Below are 20,923 nucleotides of genomic sequence, written 5' to 3' on the forward strand. Positions count from 1 at the left end.
GAGGCTCCTTTAAGCGGTTTGTTCTTGTTGGCTATTTAAAAAGTAGTAATACCCCTTTAGCTCCATTAAGCTTTTATGATCTCCTCTTTCTATTATCATGCCTTTATCTAAAACTATGATCTCATCACAATCCCTAACGGTGCTTAATCTATGAGCTACTATAAACATAGTTCTATCTTTTTTAATAGATGCCATATTGTTTGATATTATCTTTTCGCTTTCATAATCAAGGGCTGATGTAGCTTCGTCAAATATTAATATTTTAGGATTTCCAAGTATCGCTCTTGCGATAGCTACTCTTTGTTTTTGCCCTCCGCTTAAAGATGAGCCTCTTTCGCCTACTAAAGTGTCATATCCTTTTGGAAGAGAGCTTATAAACTCATCGGCTCCTGCTATCTTTGAAGCTTGCAATATCCTTTCCATCGAAGCGCTAGGATAAGAAAAGGCTATGTTTTCTTTAATGCTTCCGCTAAACAGGTAGCTATCTTGCAAAACTACGCCTATGTTTTGTCTAAGCCAAGAGGGATTCATATGTCTAATATCAACTCCGTCTATATAGATAGCTCCTTCGTTTGCATAATATAATCTTTGAAGAAGTTTGGTTACCGTACTCTTTCCGCTTCCGCTTCTTCCTACCAGTCCTATACTGGTTCCTGACTTTACTTGCAGGCTAAAATCCTTTAAAACTACGGGAGAGTCGGGACTATATTTAAAAGAAATTTTATCAAATTTAACCTCTCCGTTTAAGGAGCTAAGAGTAAGGGCCTTATCGTTTTCTTGCTCTTTTGGAGTGTTTAGTATATCTCCTAATCTATCTACGCTTAAAAGAGCTTGTTGAAATTCATTCCAAAGCCCGACCAGCCTCATAATAGGAGTGCTAAATTGCCCGGCAAACATCTGAAAAGCTATTAATTGGCCTACGCTTAGTTTGTTTTCAAGGACAAGTCCTACTCCAAGATAGAGTATAGCTAAGGTCATCAGTTTTTGAAGCGCGTTTGCAATACCTGAAAGGATATTTGATAGATTTGAAAGATCAAAGCTTGACTTTACGTATTTGGCTAAAAAATCCTCCCAAAGACGCTGCATGCTTCCTTCTATGGCTAAAGATTTTACCGTAGCTATGCCCGTGATTGATTCTACTAAATAGGAGTTTGATTTAGCACCCATTTGAAACTTCTCTTCAAGTCTGGCTCTAAGCCTTGGGGTGGCAAAGAAGTAAAGAGTGGCTATTATAGTTACGAAAAATATAGCCGTTAAAGTTAGCTTTACGCTATAAAACAGCATCATAACTACAAATACTACGCTAAAGAGTATATCAAGCAAGACGGTAACTGATTTATTGGCTATAAATTCTCTTATGCTGTCAAGCTCTCTAACACGAGCGACTATATTTCCTACCTTTCTGTTTTCAAAGTAGATCATGGGAAGTTTGATTAGATGGTCAAACAGTAGCGAACCTAGTCTTGCATCGATCTTAGAGGTAGTATGGGCAAATATATAGTTTCTACTAAGGCTTATTAGCATCTCAAATATAATAACCGCTAAAAATGCTATGGCTATAACGTTTAGAGTGCTAAGGGAGTGATGAACCAAGACCTTATCAAGAACTACTTGAGTAAATAAAGGGGTTATTAGTCCAAATAGTTGAATAATAAAAGAGGCTATTAAAATTTCGCCTACTATCTTTTTATAATGAAGCATCCTTGCATAAAACCATCCAAAGCCAAATTTAATCCTATCGTTTAAAAGCTTATGCTTTAAGATGATCATTTTTTTATTTACACTAGAGATAATCTCGTCAAATTTAACTATATAAGGTTCGTTTTTATCTTTAAAGACTAAAAGCTCTCTTTTTTCCTCATCAACTCTTAGTATATTAAAATACTGCCCGTTATTATCTATAGCTATGCAAGGCAGAGGATAGTTTAAAAGGTTTTTAAAGCTAAACTCTTTAATCTTAGCCTTAAAGCCTTTGTCTTTTGCTATTCTTACTAGCTCTTCTATTGTAGGAGTGGAATTTAAAGCATAATCTCTTATTATAGCTCTTGAATCAATCGCAACATTATTTAGATGAGCTACTATCTCTAAACTTCTTAAAGCGCTTTGCAACTATTTGCCCTTGTTAGCGTAAGCTCATATTTTATATCAAGCATATTTTTAGCCAGCAAGCTTTCGTTAAATTTGATGGTGTTTTCAAGATGTTTGATCATGCTTTGATATACAAGTAGTTTTTCAGCCTCTCCACTTTTGTTAAGTCTTTTGCTCATAGTTAAAAGCTCGCTTGAGTTATCCTTTAGATCCAAAGATGTTTTAATCTTATCTTTAGCGCTATGTAAATCATATTTTAAATTTCTAATATCTTTTTCATACTCTCTTCTTGCCTCTTCAAACTGCTCTTTAGCAAGGCTTACCTCTATAAGAGCGCTTTTTATCTCGGACTCTCTACTAAAGCCGTCAAAGAGATTATAAGATATACTAAGTCCTATCCTATATCCGTTTCTTTGAGTATCGTCAATTGATCTTCTTAAGCTATCCTTATCATCTCCATAAAAATCATATTTGGCATATAGATAAACCGCAGGAAAGTAATCTTTCTTTTTGGCTTCATATATTAGTTGTTTGCTGGCTATTAGCGCATTTAGCTCTTTAGCCTTAGCCGTTTGTTCAAAAGAGGGAAAGGAGTAGTCTATATTTTTATTTAAATTAAGAGAATTGGTGCTTAAAGACATATCTAAATTTAAGCTAGAGTCTAAAGATGATGAATTATGATCATTTAGGTTTTTATTTAAGCTTTTTGCCTCTAAATACAAAGGTGAATTTAAATCTAAATTTAATGAGTTATATGAATTAAAAGAGTTTAAATTTGCGCTAGGCAAAGCATCTAGCTCATCGCTGCTTTTTATATCTATTCCGCTTAAATTTGATATTTCACTAAGTAGCTCTTCGCTTTGCTTTTTTAGATTGATTAGTATATCATCTACTTCAACTAGTTCAATAGCTCTATTTGCAAGAAGTGTTTTTTGTATATCGCCTGCTTCATAAAGCCTTTTAGATAGTTCGTAAATTTCTTTATATACCTCTTTTAGCTTGTTATAAAGGCCTATCTTTTCTCTGTAGTCAAGTATCTTGTGATAAATTTCAAGCAGCTTAAGTTTGGCTTCATTTACTATATCACACTCTTTATAGTTTAGACTTCTTATCTTCTCTTTGCTTGCCTCTACATTTAAAGAAGTAGCGTTAAATTTATAAAGCTCGTAGTTTAGCTTTAAAGAAAGAGAACTTGCAAATCCCGATGAATTAACCAGACTCTCATCTCCTATGTATGAAGCATTGAGATTAGAATATTTTTTAGAGTACTCAGAATTTGCACCGATACTAAGTCTGGGATAAAAAGCTGATTTTACTCCTATTAACTCTTCATTGGCTAACATGGTTTGAAGACGAGAAGAGATGATAGATGGATTGGTAGTTTCAAGAGAGATCATCAGCTCTTTTAAAGAGTATGTTTTACAAAAGGCGCATATAGAAAAAATAGATAAAATCAATATCGCCCTCACCAAAACCTCTTTTATTAAACTATCCAAATTGCTTATAATTCTAAGGGCTAAAGGCTTAAAAACTGATTAAATTATTAAAGCTATTATTAAAACATATTTTAAATATATCTTAAATTATATTGAGATAGAATATCACATATTTTAATTTAATATTTTATCTGATAGGAGTATTCTTTGTTTCGCTTGCGATACATCCTAATCTCCATTACAATATCCATCATAGCTCTTTTATCCATCTTTTATCTTTCTGATATTAAATTTAGTTCAAAGAAGTCAAATTTCACCATAACCCAAGATACCAAGATAGATCCGAATTCCAAGCTAGCTAAATTTGTAACACAAGAAGAGATAGATGATTTTGCATTTAGATATTGGGATATAGATGATGAGATACAATACACTAATAAACACCAAACGGAAAACGAGACATTTAAAAAACTAAGACTTCTTTTAAAAGCAAAAGATACAAAGGGTGTTTTAAACTTTATCAAGGATAATAATTTAAGCGTTGACGTAAACATGACATACAATCTTACTCCTTTGATGTATAGCTCATTTTATGACGATGATATAACTGCCAAAGAGCTTATAAACTTAGGAGCTAATATAAGAGCAACGGATAGATATAAGCTAAGTCCTTTAGCTTATGCTATTGAAAACAACTCAACTAAGACAGCTAAACTGCTTTTAGATAGCGGGGTTAAATTTGAAGAGGTTAAGGCTATACAAAGATATATCTCTCCGCCATTTTATAATTTAATAGATAAACTGATAATAAACGGAGATGATATAAAGATTATCTTTGAGAGAAACCATATAAGAAATACTCGCTCAAAAGATGCAATTCACCCTATGGACTACGTTGTTTCTCGTAACTATATCGAACTAGCTCAAATGATACTAGAAAGCGGATATGTCCCAAAACTAAGCAAAGAACCTATCGATGGCTTGCCCGGCATTAAAGACGGCTCTAATGTAGAGCGTTCGGTATATCATGTGCTTGATGAGATTCCAAACCATGAGAGTATGCTTGAGCTTCTTTTAAAATACGATGTAGTAGGACAACCTACTAAAGAGGAGCTTAAAGAGGCTTATGATTGGTGTCATGAGCAATATATACTTAGTATTTTATCTGCATATACTATAGATGATAACTTAACATATTATTTAAGATATGAAAATTTGACAAGAAGTGTCCATCAAGAGTATTGCTATGACGCAAATTCTACTTTTAATGAAACAAAGGTATTCTTTGAATGGACCAATAAATATACAAGAGCCAATAGAATAGAAGATGTTTTATTTTCTTCCAAAAAAGATAAAATCATATTTAAAGATAACCAAACCGAGTACGTAATAAAACCATACAAAAAATTAACATCAGATGAGATAAAAAAGATAGTGGAAGAAGCACATAAGAGGTGATCTTTAAAAATCCAACCGATACGATTTATAATAAAATTAAAAACATTAAGGAGTAAAAGTGTCAAATTTCAATCGAAATGAATTTATAAAAAACAAGATTAATGAATATGCTCCGAGTATTAAAGGCATTATAGAGGGTGCCTATAAAAGAGATGCTTCAAAGATAGCTCAGAGTGTAGAGGATCTGATGAGTAAGCTATTAGGAGATGCTGTAGATAGCAGTATAAAAGATGCCGACGAGGCGGATAGAAAAGCTAGGCAGGCTCTTAAGAAGAAAGTAGGCTTTTATCATGACGGTAAATGGTTTGTAATAAATAGCCTACTGGATCAGGGAAAAATCAATGCTCTTGAACTTAACCATGACGGCTCAACTTACGGCAAAAAAGGAGAGGCTTCGGGACTATATCCCGAGATAGATAAAAACCGGATGTGGTATGGATTTAAATCCATAGCCGGCGATGCTCTAGACTTTGTTGTAAGTAAAACTGGATATATAGGAGTTGCAGCTAGCTTTTTTATTAATATAAAAGAGGAAATAACAAGCAATCATATAATGAACATCGACTATAAGGATATAAATTCCTCTCAGATAAAAGAGAAAAAATATGTGATATATAATGCCAAAGAGTATGAGAGCATACTAAATTCTCATTGGGGAGCAATAGGATCTGATATAAATAACCCGAATATGGATAGAGTTATCCTAGCAACGGATAGATCAAATTCCGATGCGGATGTCGTATTTTATAAGGAATATAAAGACCGTAAAGCAAATACCTTTGAATTTAGAACACAGGAGGGCGATGAGTCTATCATATCCTTCTTAAAAAGAATAGACTTTCCAAATGATAATAAAGAGGCTCATATCAAATTTAGTTCATCAAAAGTAAAAAAGCTAATCGCTAACTACTATGGAAATTTCGGAGCTAATGCTAGTAGGGTTTCTAGCGATATAAAGAACGATAAGGATGAAATTCAACAAGCCGCCGCTCATGCCCTAAGCAATCTGGTGGGCTACGTATTAGAAGGAGACACGAAAGGCTCCAATGAATACACTAAAGATCTATCGATGTATTCTGATCGTCATATAAATGATAGAGCGGAGTTCTTTCAAGTAAGCGTAAAGAAAGATATAGGAATATCTGCTAATATCAATAAAATGTTTATAGATACTAAAACCGGCAAACGTATATCAGGAGGTGCATATACAAAAACCGGCATACATGGAAATTTAACCGCATTTGTTGACGGAAAATATGAAGCCTCATATCAGTCTAATTTAAAAACGATTTACGGATACTCAAATTCAGATACTATAATTAGTAGACACGGCACCGCATACATTGAAGCAGGTCTTGGCGGTGATAAAATAACAACAGGCTCAGGCAACGATACTATCTATACCAATGCGAACATAGACGATAAATTCGATCAAGATAGCGGAACAAATACCGTTCATTCGGGCTCAGGCAACGATACTATCCACGGCTCAAAAACTAAAGATATAGTATATGGTGAAGACGGTGAGGATACTATCCGTACTAAAGGCGGGAACGATATCGTATATGGAGGAAATGATAAGGATACTATATACGGAGGCTCTGGAAACGATGAACTTTATGGAGGAGACGGAAACGATACCATATATGGAGAAGATGATAACGACAAGCTTTACGGCGATAAAGGCGAAGATACCATACATGGAGGCAAAGGAGACGATACTATAGAGGGCGGAGAAAGCAACGACACTCTATACGGAGGAGACGGAAGCGACACGGTTAACGGCGGAAGTGGTAACGATACGATTTATGGGGGAAATAGCTCTAAAGGCAATCAAATAGGAGCTACTACCGATAATATAAGTAACAACGGCTCCGATGAACAAAACGTCTTGATAGGAGGAGCAGGAGAAGATAGCATATACGGCACCAAAGGGAACGATATAGTATACGGGGATGATCTAAGCGAAGATATAGAGACGGGATCTATGTCATCCGGTTCTAATAAAGATAAAATTTATACATATGACGGAGATGATATCATTTACGGCGGAGGCGATGATGATATCATCTATGCAGGAGACGGAAACGATACCATACACGGTGGAGACGGAAACGATAATATATATGCTTCATCTGATAATTCTAATAGCTCTGCCGCAGAAAGCGGTGCAGATGACAATACTATATATGGCGGCAAAGGAGATGATCATATATACTCAGGCAAAGGTAGCGATACTATAGACGGTGGAGAAGGTAATGATAACATACATGCGGGAGACGGAAACAATACTATAACCGACATGGACGGAAGTAACACCATAACCGCAGGTAAAGATAGCGATAATATTACTACCGGAGATAGAAATGATAGTATTAGCGCCGGAGACGGAGCCGACACTATAAAAAGTGGCGGGGGAAACGACACCCTTAGCGCAGGTTCTGATAATGACGGTGATAGGCTTGAAGGCGAAGGCGGGTACGATAAATACTATGTGCATAATAACGATACTATCATGGATAGCGACGGCAAAGGGGAAGTCTGGTTTAATAACAGCTATCACTATTTAACGGGAGGGGTCGAGACTTCGCCGGGTTCAAAAGTATATAAAGGCGGAGGATATACTTACCGATTAAATGGAAGAGAGTTAAGCGTTACTCAAGACTCTACGAACAATTCAATCACTATAGAAAACTTTAAAAATAAAGATCTGCATATAGACTTAAAAAGAAAGATAGGTATAGAGGTATCAGACGCATCTGGACAAGAGGGCGATCCTGCCGATAAAAATACCGCAACCATCAACATAACTCTTACCGATGCGCTAAAAGATGATGAAAAAGTAACTATGTATATACCGACAGGAGTAGGAAAAGGTTTTGATAAATTTAAAGAGATAGTCTTTACTGCCGGTGTTCAAACCGTTCAAAGTAGCTTTGGATGGAATGGAGACTTTATAGTTAATACAGATCGTATAAGAGAGTATCTAATATCTCCTATATCTATCAAGGGGGAGGGAGTAGCTGCAGAGGTTATAAAAAGCGGAACACTAAGCGTAACGGATGACGATCTGCCTGTGGACATATCCGTTCAGGGCTCCGGAGCTGCGGAAGCGGCAGAAAAAATACAAGGGCATGTCAATATTAGTAGATCTTTAAAAGATGGAGAATATATAGATTTATGGATAGGCGGAAGTAAAAAGAATTTCAAAGGCAAAGGGGATACCACTCAAGAATTTAATGCTGCAAAATGGTCTGATGATAAGATTCCCGAAGAGGATAGTAAATTTTATCATAACGTATATTGGGTCTCATCGAATACGACCGTGCATGTACCAAAAAAAGGAGGAAGATTTACTATCATGGATGATGATAGAAAAAAGCCCCCTCAAAACCCAAGAACCTATGATCCGCTTGTAATAGATTTAAACAAAGACGGAGTAAAACTAACTGAGTTGAATCCGGCATTAAATTTCGACCACGACGCAAACGGCTTTAAAGAAGCTACTGGATGGATAAGTAACGCGGATGCATTTTTAACATACGATAAGAACGGCAACGGCATTATAGATGATGGAAGTGAGATGTTTGGAGAGACTAGCGCATCTAATGGTTTTGAGGCGCTAAAGAAATTTGATAGCAATAAAGATGACAAGATTGATGAAGAAGACTTGATATGGCAAAAGCTATCCTTGTGGAGAGATATTAACTCTAATGCGAAAACGGAGGACGGGGAGCTTATAAGTATAACGGACACTCAAATAGAATCTATAGATCTTAACTACTCCAATGTAAACATACTTATGTCCGGAAATACTATAAAACAAACTTCAAAAGTTAGATTTAAAGACGGCTCAACAGCAAATGCCGATGATGTGAATTTTGAAGTGGATTTAAGTGATACTGTTCAAGCCGAGATTCAAATATCCAAAGATATTCTTAACATGCCTAATCTTGAAGCAAAAGGTAATGTATATGATCTTCATTCTGCTATGATGAAGGATTACAATCTAAGAAATCTAGTTAACAACTATATGGATTCTAAAGACGAATCGGCTAGAAAATCTATGATAAAGAGTATTATCTTTAAATGGACAAAGACGGAAAATATAGATATTAACAGCAGAGGCGATATGAAAGATGCCAGGGAGCTTGGCGTATATGAAGCTCTTATGGGAGAAGAATTTATTCATGTAAGTCAAGGTAGAAATCCAAGAGGTTCCGTCGCAAATATGTTACATAATCTTTATCAAGAATTTGAAGATTATGTTTATGCAAATTTAGAGCTACAAGTAGCTTTTAAGGACGTAATAGATACGGAGTATATGTACTACAATCATGAAACGAACGCGTTAGGATATAAATTTGATGATTTTAATTTAAAAATAAAAGAACTATATTCTAGAGGAAAATACGAGGATATCGTAAAGCTTATAAGCTTAGTAAGACAAGCTAGCGTGTATAAGCCAAATTTGCAAAATAGTTTGGATAGCAACCTAAAGACACTATCTAGCGACGATAGTCGCCTATCAATATTGGTGCAATCTCAATACATTAAGGGGACGGACAACAACGATACGCTTCAAGGCGATAAAGGCAACGATATCCTAGAAGGCGGAGCTGGCAATGATAATCTTGACGGAGGAGCCGGAAATGATATCTATCTATTCGGTAGAGGAGACGGACAAGATACTATATATAATAATGACAACTCCAAAGATAGAATGGATGTTATTAGGTTTAAAGAGGGAGTATCAAAAAACGATCTGACAATTACCAGGGATAGCAATAACTCTTTAGTCATTCGCATTAAAGAGACACAAGATACTGTAACCGTAAGCTCTATGTTTTATAATGAGGACAACTCTTACGGAATAAATAAGATAGAATTTTACGACGGAACCTCACTGAATTTGGAGGACATAAAACTTAAACTTCTTAACGGGCAAGATTCCGCAAACAATACTATTGTCGGATTTAGCACCGATGATACTATTTACGGCGGTAAACTTCATGACTATATCTACGGACAAGGCGGCAAAGATACTCTTTACGGAAACGAAGGCGATGACAGGCTTGAAGGACAAGCGGGTAACGACACCCTTTACGGTAATGAGGGCAAGGATACGCTAATCGGCGGTGATAACGACGACACCCTTTACGGAAACGAAGGTAATGATAGTCTTCAAGGCGATAAAGGCAACGATATCCTAGAAGGCGGAGCTGGCAATGATAATCTTGACGGAGGAGCCGGAAATGATATCTATCTATTCGGTAGAGGAGACGGACAAGATACTATATATAATAATGACAACTCCAAAGATAGAATGGATGTTATTAGGTTTAAAGAGGGAGTATCAAAAAACGATCTGACAATTACCAGGGATAGCAATAACTCTTTAGTCATTCGCATTAAAGAGACACAAGATACTGTAACCGTAAGCTCTATGTTTTATAATGAGGACAACTCTTACGGAATAAATAAGATAGAATTTTACGACGGAACCTCACTGAATTTGGAGGACATAAAACTTAAACTTCTTAACGGGCAAGATTCCGCAAACAATACTATTGTCGGATTTAGCACCGATGATACTATTTACGGCGGTAAACTTCATGACTATATCTACGGACAAGGCGGCAAAGATACTCTTTACGGAAACGAAGGCGATGACAGGCTTGAAGGACAAGCGGGTAACGACACCCTTTACGGTAATGAGGGCAAGGATACGCTAATCGGCGGTGATAACGACGACACCCTTTACGGAAACGAAGGTAATGATAGTCTTCAAGGCGATAAAGGCAACGATATCCTAGAAGGCGGAGCTGGCAATGATAATCTTGACGGAGGAGCCGGAAATGATATCTATCTATTCGGTAGAGGAGACGGACAAGATACTATATATAATAATGACAACTCCAAAGATAGAATGGATGTTATTAGGTTTAAAGAGGGAGTATCAAAAAACGATCTGACAATTACCAGGGATAGCAATAACTCTTTAGTCATTCGCATTAAAGAGACACAAGATACTGTAACCGTAAGCTCTATGTTTTATAATGAGGACAACTCTTACGGAATAAATAAGATAGAATTTTACGACGGAACCTCACTGAATTTGGAGGACATAAAACTTAAACTTCTTAACGGGCAAGATTCCGCAAACAATACTATTGTCGGATTTAGCACCGATGATACTATTTACGGCGGTAAACTTCATGACTATATCTACGGACAAGGCGGCAAAGATACTCTTTACGGAAACGAAGGCGATGACAGGCTTGAAGGACAAGCGGGTAACGACACCCTTTACGGTAATGAGGGCAAGGATACGCTAATCGGCGGTGATAACGACGACACCCTTTACGGAAACGAAGGTAATGATAGTCTTCAAGGCGATAAAGGCAACGATATCCTAGAAGGCGGAGCTGGCAATGATAATCTTGACGGAGGAGCCGGAAATGATATCTATCTATTCGGTAGAGGAGACGGACAAGATACTATATATAATAATGACAACTCCAAAGATAGAATGGATGTTATTAAATTTAAAGAAGGGATAAGTAAGAGGGATATCTCGTTTATGCTTAACGGTAGTAATCTATCTATAAAATACAGCAATGAAGATACTATTACACTATCTAGTTACAATAGCTCACCATCTTATCAAATAGATAAGATAGAACTAAATAACGGAAATTTCATAACCAATACCCAGATCAATAAGATAATACAAGACATAAATGCCTTTGCTAAAGATAACGGCATATCAAGCATCAACCACGACACTATAAGAAACAATAACGATATGATGAATATAGTTATGAATGGATGGAATGGGTAGAAACTAGGCTTGATTTGCATTTAAATATCAATGGATACTATATGGTTTCCATTGATATTGCAAATTTGCATTTTTATAATAAATTACCGATATTCATTTATTTTGCTTATAATCCTAACTTTTCTATTCTATTCAAATCATTAATCTGATTACTACCAACCATTGCCTACTGCCAATTTAGAGACATTCACAATCATACTATCCACTGTTTCTAGTCCAATTCATACACCCATACTCCCAAATTTGTCATTTGAGTGCCTCTCTTTATCATAGTTTTCTCTTTCAAGCATTGTTATATCTCTTTGTTTTATCTCCATTGCATTAATTCTTGAGATAAGCTCTCTTGATCTTTTATAACAGCTTGCAACTGATTGCTCAAAGAAGTCAATAATTGCTCGAATTGCTCTTGAGAAGAATTTTGCATATCTATCTCTTTCTTTAAATTCTTTAATTCTTTTAGTAAGATCTTTTGATTCTCTAACAATAAGGATTGTGTCTTCTGTGAGCTCTCTAATTCTTTGAGTAGCTTGTTTAATAACTCCTTTCTCTCTTTCTCTTGCTTCTCTCTTGTCCCTAATTCTTTGAATAACTCTTGCTCTAGTAGTGTCATGATACATCCTTGTAGTAAAGATTTTGGTTTTATCGTTTATTGTTTGTTGCCACTTATATTTTGTTTTATATAAGTTTTCATATTTTGATTTGTTTGTTTGAGTTTTTTGTTCTGTGAATAAAGGCTGTAACTGCATATCGATAGAAAAATTATCACTACAAATAGTATCATTGATAATGTCTGATATGCTCGAGTTTCTTTTCGGCTCTCTTGAAGATTGCTCTTTAAGCCAGTTGTTTCTTTTTTGTATTTCATTGTTAAGTTTTGATTTGAGTCTGTTAAGCTCTTTATCTCTTTTTGATAGGCTTTGTTTAAATTTAACAATTCTGAATTTCTCAATTGCAACTTCATCTCCAAATAGAAGAGTTTCAAATTCGTCTATTATTGTTTGTTTTAAAGATAGATCGATATCTTTTTCTTCAAACGACAAACAGCCCATACAGAGTTTTTGTTTCTTGGTTATGTTTGAAACTATATTTTTTGTTATAGCCTCATCTCCTTTTAAAACTCTAGCCGTTTGATCTTTGACTCTATGATTTAAAAGATAGTTGATTCCCGATACGCTTCCTCCTTGTTTATTAGCAAAGAACTTAACTAACACTTCTTGTCCTTATCTAACAAACTATTTATAGAGCTATTAATCTTCATAATGTTTTTCAAGGCGATGGCGTCTATGCTTTTAGTTGTATTAGCATGCCTAGCTATCTGGTTAAGATTGGCCCCTATCCTTGAAATTTGAACTACTATGTCTTTATCGAATTTATGGATAGGGGATTTGGAGTGAAGGATAGTGCGTCTTGTAAACGCTGATTTGTTTAAACCGTACAAAGACGCTTTAGTTTCCAATGAATTCATTTCGTTATCGGTTAGTCTAATAGATATTCTTTTATCTTTATTGTCTTTTGGTTTCATTTATAGATCCTTGTTGATCAGTTTCATATTGTATTTCAAGCTTTGTGTCGTCTAGGTCTTTAAAAAATTTCGGATTCTCTTTATGTTGCATGGTCTGCGCATTATTACCTAGCAAAAATACATGACCTGATGCCTGCTGCATGCTACTACTTTCCGCATTATTCATGCCACTACTTTTAATATCATCTATATCACGCGTCAAATAACTATCGTTTAGATTTATCTTAATAGGGTTTGAATTTCGGCTTAGCGTATCGGTATTACTTTTTATATCGCTCTTATCTTCTTGAGGCTGATTCGTGTTCTTATTATGGTAGATGTTTTGCTGGTCGGGTATATGTTTAATGCCCTCACCATTAACGATAAATTCTTTTTCAGAAGTAATTTCTTTGTCGCCATTACACCCATCATCTTCATTTAATCTATCTTTTTTATTTTTTACACTTTTTATAGCTACGCTTGATATCTTAGTATTTTCCAAAAAGTCTCTTATATCGCTTTGTGTATAAAATATCGATGATCCCATCTTTCTAAAAGGAAGTAGTCCTTTATTTCTATACCTAGCCTGAATCCTACCGTTTATTCCCAATGTATCTTCTATATCTTTTGGAGTGTATAGAATTAAACCTGCTATCTCTATCATCTTTTATCCTTTATGGTATTAGCATTTATTGAAGCGATAGAATTTACTTCTAAACTATTTACAAGAGCTTCTATAGAATCTTTCTTGTAAAAAACTCTTCTGCCCAGTTTAATATACGGAAGTTTTATCCCATCTCCTTTTTTCATACGCCATTTTGCTTGAGTTTGAAGAGGAACACCAAAAGCGTTTAATAAGTCTTGTGGAGTAAGTAGATTTGTTTCTATATTCATAAATACAATTTCTCTCTTTCGTTTTTTTGATGAAATTGTATCATGAAAAAATATTTTATGCAAGTATTAACTTTGCTATTATATTATAAATTAGCTTATAAATAGCTTAAATAGTATAGTTTAAGAAAAATAAAAGACTTTAAAAATATCGCACTTGCAAATATATCATATAAATATAGTAAAAAATTGATAATTGCATCTATTTTTTAAATTTTTAGACCAAATTCTCTCAATTTTTCATGCCAAAATTCAAAAATTTCTCTTTTTCCGCTTTCGAATTTGGCTCTATGATAGCTCTCGTCACTCTTAATAGTCTTCCTAAATCTATGGTCTATGCAAAGTGACATTACCCCTTCACTAAATCCAAGTTTTTCAGTGTAGTTTAATTCGCTAATTATTGTTCTAAAGCTAGATCTAAAGCCGTGCATATCCATCTCACCATCATACCCAAGCCTTTTAAGACCCATTCTCATAGAGTTGTCGCTTATGGGCGCATTGTGTTTAGCTCCTCTAAATAGATAACCCTGTTTTATAGTATAGCTTGGAATTGTTTTTAAAAGTTCTATTGCCGTATCGGTTAAGGGAATAACAAATTCCTCTTTCATCTTCATGTCATCAGCTTTTATTATCCACTCTTTCTTATCCATATTAATATCTTCCCATCTAGCAAGTCTAGCGTTGCTAGGTCTAAGAGCGTAAAGCATAGTCCATTTCATACAGCTAAGCACATTTACATCTCCCCAGTACTCATTAATGCTAGATATTAGAGTTTTAAACTTATCTATATCGGTTATAGCCTTTCTTGGAATAGGAGCTACCTTTATGAAGTTCTTTTCAAAGTTTCTAGATAGTATTCTAGTAGGGTTGTTTTCAATATGGCCGTTAATTACTGCAAAGTCAAATACCTGATTTAGTCTATTTAGTAGTTTTTTAACTGTATCACTCTTTGGATTGCCTATTGTTTGAAGACTCTTTAAGGCATTTAAAAATATGGGAGTAGCTACTCTTGAACTATTCATCTCCTCTATACTAACATTCTTGATAAGATCAAGTAGATTATATTCAAATCTTGATAGCTCTGAGGGGAGCGATTTAAATGTTTGAGTTTTTAAAGCGTCTTCTTTATATAAACTCCAAAGCTCGGAGAAGTTATTAATCTTATTAGGCTTTAGTGTATTATGCTCACTAAGCTCTTTAAGATAAGGTAGTGAATCTTTAATGGCTTCTGCTATACCGTAAACCTTTTCTTGCCAATCTCCTATAGTCTTTGTAGTGTGGTTACCCTTTTGATCCATGTAGCGAAGTTTAAAGATTTTACCGCCCGTAGAATAGTGATACAGCTTTAAGCCTTTTTGACCTTTTATGCTATAAGTAGCCTTACCACTACTAGGAGCGATTAACGCTTTTATCTCTTTTTCGGTTCCTAAAGTAGCCATTTTTGTCCTTTTTTCTGTATCACTAGTGATACATTTTTTAAGTGATACAGATAGTGATACATAATCGATAGGAAAATTATAGCATGTTTTAGGATTTTTTAAGGTCCAATAGAAAGTATATGATATCAAAATAGCGTATTTTAGGGATTAAAAAGAAAGATTTAGAAAAGATTGGAATTGAAATATTTAAATAGTGGCAGACAGGATGGGATTCGAACCCACGAAGGCTATTAACCTTACACGCGTTCCAGGCGTGCTCCTTCAACCACTCGGACACCTGTCTATTTTAAAGAGTGATTTTAGCAGAAAATTTATAAATTTAGAATTTATAAGAAAAATAATTTTATCTATATATAAGCAATCGTGTAATATAATTCGCAATTCTTCTATATGTGTCAAGGTAGCTCAGCTGGTTAGAGCGCTGGTCTCATAAGCCGGAGGTCGAGAGTTCAAGTCTCTCTCTTGACACCAGAGCAAATCCCCCAAATATATGGGATTGTAAGCTAACTCTAGCTTATAGTGCTACTACTTAAATTCAACTTATTTACTAACAAATACACAAAGTGATACACACTTTAAGGGTATTTTATTGTGAAATTAATATTTAGTAAGCATGGTATTTACAAGATAAGATTTAGAATAAATCCTAAACTGCAAAGCTACTTCAATAAAAAAGAAATAAATAAATCTTTAGGGCGATATAAAGCCGAAGCTAAATTAAAAGCACTTATAATATTTGCCAAATACAAACAAATATTAAAGGCTAGTAGCATGTTAGAAAAACACCACATACAAGAATTAGTTAGTAAGTTTATCACAGAAACACTAGAGCAGGACTTAATAGACAGAGCTAAGACAGGTCAAGGCATAGTATTTACACCAGCTTATAAAGATGAGCTTTATGAGAACACCCCAGCCCTTGCCAGTGCTTCTATGGCAAACTTTTTTATAAGTGAGTATACAGAAGCTTTAAGCAATGCTGACTATAGCCTAGTTAAAAGCTGTGCAGACGAACTATTAGAGCAAAACAGCATAGCTATAGATAAGGCATCAGACGGCTATAAATTACTTAGTTATTATCTAATGCACGCTTGGATATTAATATTAGAGGAAGTAGCCCAAAGAGGCAGAGGAAACATACCAGAGCAACCAGCCACTATTATTAATAAGTTATTCAATAGTGTTAGCTTAAGCTCTCATACACTAGAACCTAAGAAGCCTATAGTAACAAATAAAGAAGCCCTAGAGGCATACCTAGCACACTATAAACGCATTAGAACTAATGACAGAACCTCAGCAGGGCAAATAAGGGACGTAACTAACTTTTTAACTGATGTCTTAATGGAGGTTTTAGACACTAGTAGAGATATAGCAGACACAACCCTAGAGGATGTCTTAGACATTGCAGACATACTAAAAGCACTCCCTAAACGTAACATACAAAAGTATAGAGATATGCCTATTAGTCAGATTTTAGAGAGTGAGATACCAGAAGCTGACACAATATCCCTAAGCACAGTAGCAAAGCAGGTTAAATGGATTAAATCATTTTATACCTATTGCAACTCTAAGGGCTGGATAAGCGGAGCTATAGCACAGCAAGTTAGCATCACATCAAACACTAATGCACTGGATGAGAGATTACCGCTAGATCTTGATGAGGTCTTAAAGCTTATAGACTTACTGGCTGATAATAAACCTATACAGAACTTAGTTAAGATTTTATATACAAGTGGCATGAGACTATCAGAAGTTTATAAGTGTGAGATTAAAGAAATAGACGGCATAAGGGTTTATGACCTAACAGCTAGAGACATAAAGCTAAAGACTAAGAGCAGTCATAGAGTGATACCAGTCCATGGTTGTGTAGATACAGATTTAATTAAAGAGCTATCATACTCACAGCAGGCTAGTAAGATTATTAACAAACTAATAAGAGAGCATATATCAGATGACAGCCGTAAGGTCTTATATAGTCTTAGGCACAGCTTCGCAACCATCTTAAAGTATAAAGGCATACAGCAAGAAGTTATAGCAGAGCTTATGGGGCATACACATGGCGGTATGACATTTGGTAGGTATGCAGGAAGGTATCCTGTAGCAACACTTAAGGAGGCTATAGACACAATAGAGTTTCCTTAATATGTTAGTAATGGCTCTAATAGGCTCAAGGTTGAACGAACTAGGCTAAAGGAATATTAGGTGGCTCTAAGTGTCTAAAATTGATTGTAGAGCTTCTTAGGTATGCTTATGAACGTTTTTAAATATTTAATAAAATAAAGGAGATAGAAATGAAGTTAGACCTATACACACAGGCAGAAGCCTTTGGAGGTAAATATGAGTTGTCTTTGACACTTTCAGATAGTGGGGCTTTATGTGTAGGAAGTGTTATTAATATGAGAGGTAAGCCTTTTGAGATATTTATAGAGGATATTGAAAAGTTTCCTAAGCTTAAAAGGATGCTTGATGAGCTATCAGAGGAAGTAACAGACAAGATGGGGCATATATTTGACATGGCTAGTTATTGTGATGATAAGACTAGACTATGGGTGCAAGATGCTCCATCAGAGGAAGCTATAGAGGCTAAAGCAGGTTATTATATATATCATAAAAAAGGGGGTGTAGCACAGGGTAATATAACAATAGATAGATAGATTAAAGGCAATAGTATATAGTTGCGGAGTAGTCCGCCAAAACGTAAATACGGACAAGATAAGCAGAAGGTTACAAAGACACTTTAGTAAGAATGGTTAGTGTGTAATTTAAGTTTATAATAAGTGAAGTTTAGGAATAGTTAAAGGAGTATTTAGGGTTTTAATATTTGGAATAATATAAGGAATACTAAATAAGAAAAATATAGGTAGCCTTTAGGAACTTTGAGTGTCCTTTAGGATTACCTATAATTAGATTTTGTTATGAGCTTACAAACCCTATGATCTGTAAGCGTGTGCACTTTCATTATTAATTAGAAGTTGTCATTTAATAGGTGCTTTATTATTCATTAGATTAATTTTATCCCTATCAGCTATTAAAAGAAGCCACCCTAGTAAGTTACTTAACTTTTGTATATCAACTTCAATAAATACGGGGTTATTGTCATCTGCTTTAAACTCTAAAGTATTGCACGGTAAAGCCTTATTATTAGCCAGCTGTATAAGCATATCTTTATAGTTAGTAGGGTCTTTTATAGTCCTATAGCGTGCTATATTCTCTATCATAAATATCACATCATCATGTAAAGCTGCTTGTGGTAGTGGGGTCAATGTTATCATCTCTTTTTATATCCTTTTAGCTGTGCTTAAATGTAGTCCTAAGCTTTCTATAGCCAACCTTAGCCAATTATAGGGCTGTGCTCAAAGTAATATACCTTAGGTCATACGACAAGAGTTATCATATAGCATCACCTAAAGAATACCTATAACCGGTCTTAGCTGTCCTTCTCCATAGATGGGCGGTATGAAGGAACTTTTAGCCCTACGAGCAAATAGGTAGCCTTGTAAAAGACCACCTATGTAACCCTCTCTTATGCCACTTAAAAGAATATATAGGAGTATGTTATTAATGACAAACCAAGCAAGGCATCTAATTGACTTGGATTGTCTTGTTATTAGTTTATGTGTAGGGATATATTATAAATAATCAACACTAGGATTGTTATAGCTGTCCTTTAAGCCTTACTGTAAGTCATACCTAAAGTAATATCTATAGTTATAACCTATACTGTATCTTTAGCAATCTTACAGTTATACTTAAAGTATTCCTATAGTATCTCTTATAGTTATATATTATATTATTATTCTTAATAGTGTCTCTATAGCTCATCTTAAGTCATCTATAGTTCTACTTTAAGCATACCTATAGTATTCCTTAAGTATTACTATAGTATTTCTTTAGCTCTACTTTATCCTTTCCCTTCCCCTTAGTAGGGCACAGGCAATTTGATACGTATTTTTAGGGCTCTGCAGAGACTGTTTATAGAAATCTTAAAGTAATAATTATTATATTAGTTAGTTATGATTGTCTAGGCATATTGAAGGGTGTCTAAGGCTTTAATGAGATATACAAAGGGACACAGAAGGATGGCTAAAGGTCGGTATTATATCAGCTTCCTACTCTTTAGATAATGGCTAAGACTTACGACACTACAACCGCCCATAACAGGCTTTAAGTGGTTATCTACTATTTTATTAAGTGATAGCCCTAATCCGTATAACTCTAATATCCTGTCTTTGTGCTCATCATATTTAGATTTTTGAATAGACCCCTTAGGCTTACCTAGTTTAACCCCTTGAGCCTTACGAACCTTTAGGGCTTCCTTAGTCCTTTGGCTTATTAAGTCCCGCTCTAGCTCACTAAATAGGCTTAAAAGGGTTACAAGAGCCTTAGAGGCAAAGTCATCTTTATTGTTTGGATTAATTACCATAGCCTGCTTAATTATATGTAGCTCAGCCTTAGCGGTCATAAGCCTATCTATAGTCTGTAAGACTTCCTGTGTAGACCGCCCTAGCCTTGATAACTCAGACACTATAACTATATCACAAGGGGCTACGGATGCTATAAGCTCATCTATACGCCTGCTTATGGTGTCTTTACGTGAGCTTAGTATAACGTCTATAAACCTATCTACTTTTAAGCCCTTGTCAAAAGCATAGCTAAGTATTTCGCTCTTTTGATTGCTTGTAACTTGACTATCAGTTGAAACCCTAATATAGCCTATAGTTGCCATAGTTAATCCTTATTAAGTCTTAATGTATTCTATAGGTGAAACTATATCATATTATTAATACAATGTCAAGTATAAGACTTAATAAATAAACTAAGATATAACGATGATTAAGAGTTAATAAACTGGTGACTACTGAAGTGCTGCCTAGCATAAGGAAGCATGGAGGATATTTAATGGCTGATAAGATAGAGGAAGTCCTATTAGTTATAAAATACAAGAGGGACTACGGGGCAAAAACAAATAATTCGCAATTTATATATGGTCTCTCAAATATTTTTATTATTTTTTATAAGCCATTAAGCAAACACAGTTGCACTAATACTTACGCATTTTAAGATATTTTTTAACTAAGATGATGTTATAATATACAATGAAAATCAAATAAGTATCACTTACATAGATTTTTGTTAGTTAATATTTTTAGGTCTCATAAGCCGGAGGTCGAGAGTTCAAGTCTCTCTCTTGACACCATTAACAATCCACATAAAGCCCTAAAAATCGCTTACTAAAGTAACTTAAAGCAATACTATAGTTAATTGT

The 20,923-nt window shown here is 34.9% G+C and carries 13 protein-coding genes and 2 tRNA genes; 5 read left to right on the top strand and 10 right to left on the bottom strand.

Annotated elements, in window-relative coordinates; genetic code table 11:
- Nucleotides 1-9 precede the first annotated feature (9 nt).
- Both CDOMC_RS00375 and CDOMC_RS00380 read right to left on the bottom strand, forming a co-directional pair.
- Nucleotides 10-2,109 (bottom strand): peptidase domain-containing ABC transporter, encoded by a 2,100-nt coding sequence (locus tag CDOMC_RS00375; RefSeq protein ID WP_172126917.1) that lies wholly within the window; start codon nt 2,107-2,109, stop codon nt 10-12.
- Nucleotides 2,094-3,557, bottom strand: a complete 1,464-nt coding sequence (locus tag CDOMC_RS00380; RefSeq protein WP_172126919.1) for a TolC family protein — start codon at nt 3,555-3,557, stop codon at nt 2,094-2,096. Before CDOMC_RS00380 ends, CDOMC_RS00375 begins: the two co-directional genes overlap by 16 nt.
- A gap of 174 nt (nt 3,558-3,731) precedes the next feature.
- On the opposite strand from CDOMC_RS00380, the gene CDOMC_RS00385 reads away from it, so the two are divergent.
- Both CDOMC_RS00385 and CDOMC_RS00390 read left to right on the top strand, forming a co-directional pair.
- Entirely contained in the window at nt 3,732-4,982 is a 1,251-nt protein-coding gene (locus CDOMC_RS00385) for an ankyrin repeat domain-containing protein (RefSeq protein ID WP_172126921.1), read from the top strand.
- 58 nt (nt 4,983-5,040) lie between these two features.
- Nucleotides 5,041-11,826 carry a calcium-binding protein gene (locus tag CDOMC_RS00390; RefSeq protein ID WP_172126923.1) on the top strand — a complete coding sequence of 2,262 codons (6,786 nt, stop codon included), beginning with the start codon at nt 5,041-5,043 and terminating at the stop codon, nt 11,824-11,826.
- 221 nt (nt 11,827-12,047) lie between these two features.
- Here the strand turns inward: CDOMC_RS00390 and CDOMC_RS00395 are convergent, their stop codons facing one another.
- From CDOMC_RS00395 to CDOMC_RS00420, 6 genes are all read right to left on the bottom strand, one after another.
- Nucleotides 12,048-13,037, bottom strand: a complete 990-nt coding sequence (locus CDOMC_RS00395) for a hypothetical protein (protein WP_172126925.1) — start codon at nt 13,035-13,037, stop codon at nt 12,048-12,050.
- Nucleotides 13,031-13,348, bottom strand: a complete 318-nt coding sequence (locus tag CDOMC_RS00400; RefSeq protein ID WP_172126927.1) for a plasmid mobilization protein — start codon at nt 13,346-13,348, stop codon at nt 13,031-13,033. The genes CDOMC_RS00395 and CDOMC_RS00400 overlap by 7 nt, the downstream gene beginning before the upstream one ends.
- Complete coding sequence (locus tag CDOMC_RS00405; RefSeq protein ID WP_172126929.1) at nt 13,329-13,991, bottom strand: helix-turn-helix domain-containing protein; 663 nt, start codon at nt 13,989-13,991, stop codon at nt 13,329-13,331. The genes CDOMC_RS00400 and CDOMC_RS00405 overlap by 20 nt, the downstream gene beginning before the upstream one ends.
- Complete coding sequence (locus tag CDOMC_RS00410) at nt 13,988-14,221, bottom strand: hypothetical protein (RefSeq protein WP_172126931.1); 234 nt, start codon at nt 14,219-14,221, stop codon at nt 13,988-13,990. Before CDOMC_RS00410 ends, CDOMC_RS00405 begins: the two co-directional genes overlap by 4 nt.
- A 206-nt stretch (nt 14,222-14,427) precedes the next feature.
- On the bottom strand, nt 14,428-15,657 hold the full coding sequence (locus CDOMC_RS00415; protein ID WP_172126933.1) for a tyrosine-type recombinase/integrase: 1,230 nt from the start codon (nt 15,655-15,657) through the stop codon (nt 14,428-14,430).
- A 194-nt stretch (nt 15,658-15,851) separates the two neighbouring features.
- Nucleotides 15,852-15,940 (bottom strand) — tRNA-Ser (locus CDOMC_RS00420).
- A 111-nt stretch (nt 15,941-16,051) separates the two neighbouring features.
- On the opposite strand from CDOMC_RS00420, the gene CDOMC_RS00425 reads away from it, so the two are divergent.
- From CDOMC_RS00425 to CDOMC_RS00435, 3 genes are all read left to right on the top strand, one after another.
- Nucleotides 16,052-16,128, top strand: a tRNA-Met gene (locus CDOMC_RS00425).
- 120 nt (nt 16,129-16,248) lie between these two features.
- The gene (locus CDOMC_RS00430; RefSeq protein ID WP_172126935.1) at nt 16,249-17,799 is read left to right on the top strand and encodes a tyrosine-type recombinase/integrase; all 1,551 of its coding nucleotides are present in this window, start codon (nt 16,249-16,251) and stop codon (nt 17,797-17,799) included.
- A 149-nt stretch (nt 17,800-17,948) separates the two neighbouring features.
- Complete coding sequence (locus CDOMC_RS00435) at nt 17,949-18,311, top strand: hypothetical protein (protein ID WP_172126937.1); 363 nt, start codon at nt 17,949-17,951, stop codon at nt 18,309-18,311.
- A gap of 321 nt (nt 18,312-18,632) precedes the next feature.
- On the opposite strand, the gene CDOMC_RS00440 is transcribed toward CDOMC_RS00435, so the two are convergent.
- Nucleotides 18,633-18,929, bottom strand: coding sequence for a hypothetical protein (locus tag CDOMC_RS00440; protein WP_172126939.1), 297 nt, complete (start codon nt 18,927-18,929; stop codon nt 18,633-18,635).
- Between the two features lie 824 nt (nt 18,930-19,753).
- Nucleotides 19,754-20,383 (bottom strand): recombinase family protein, encoded by a 630-nt coding sequence (locus CDOMC_RS00445; RefSeq protein ID WP_172126941.1) that lies wholly within the window; start codon nt 20,381-20,383, stop codon nt 19,754-19,756.
- Nucleotides 20,384-20,923 lie beyond the last annotated feature (540 nt).

It is taken from the genome of Campylobacter sp. RM16192, assembly GCF_004803855.2.
In the GTDB taxonomy this organism is placed as follows: domain Bacteria; phylum Campylobacterota; class Campylobacteria; order Campylobacterales; family Campylobacteraceae; genus Campylobacter_A.

What these genes read in the sequence shown, in the direction of transcription:
- CDOMC_RS00405 (WP_172126929.1), bottom strand. Translation starts at nt 13,991, where the DNA reads ATGATAGAGATAGCAGGTTTAATTCTATACACTCCAAAAGATATAGAA.
- CDOMC_RS00445 (WP_172126941.1), bottom strand. Translation starts at nt 20,383, where the DNA reads ATGGCAACTATAGGCTATATTAGGGTTTCAACTGATAGTCAAGTTACA.
- CDOMC_RS00440 (WP_172126939.1), bottom strand. Translation starts at nt 18,929, where the DNA reads ATGATAACATTGACCCCACTACCACAAGCAGCTTTACATGATGATGTG.
- CDOMC_RS00410 (WP_172126931.1), bottom strand. Translation starts at nt 14,221, where the DNA reads ATGAATATAGAAACAAATCTACTTACTCCACAAGACTTATTAAACGCT.
- CDOMC_RS00435 (WP_172126937.1), top strand. Translation starts at nt 17,949, where the DNA reads ATGAAGTTAGACCTATACACACAGGCAGAAGCCTTTGGAGGTAAATAT.
- CDOMC_RS00415 (WP_172126933.1), bottom strand. Translation starts at nt 15,657, where the DNA reads ATGGCTACTTTAGGAACCGAAAAAGAGATAAAAGCGTTAATCGCTCCT.
- CDOMC_RS00400 (WP_172126927.1), bottom strand. Translation starts at nt 13,348, where the DNA reads ATGAAACCAAAAGACAATAAAGATAAAAGAATATCTATTAGACTAACC.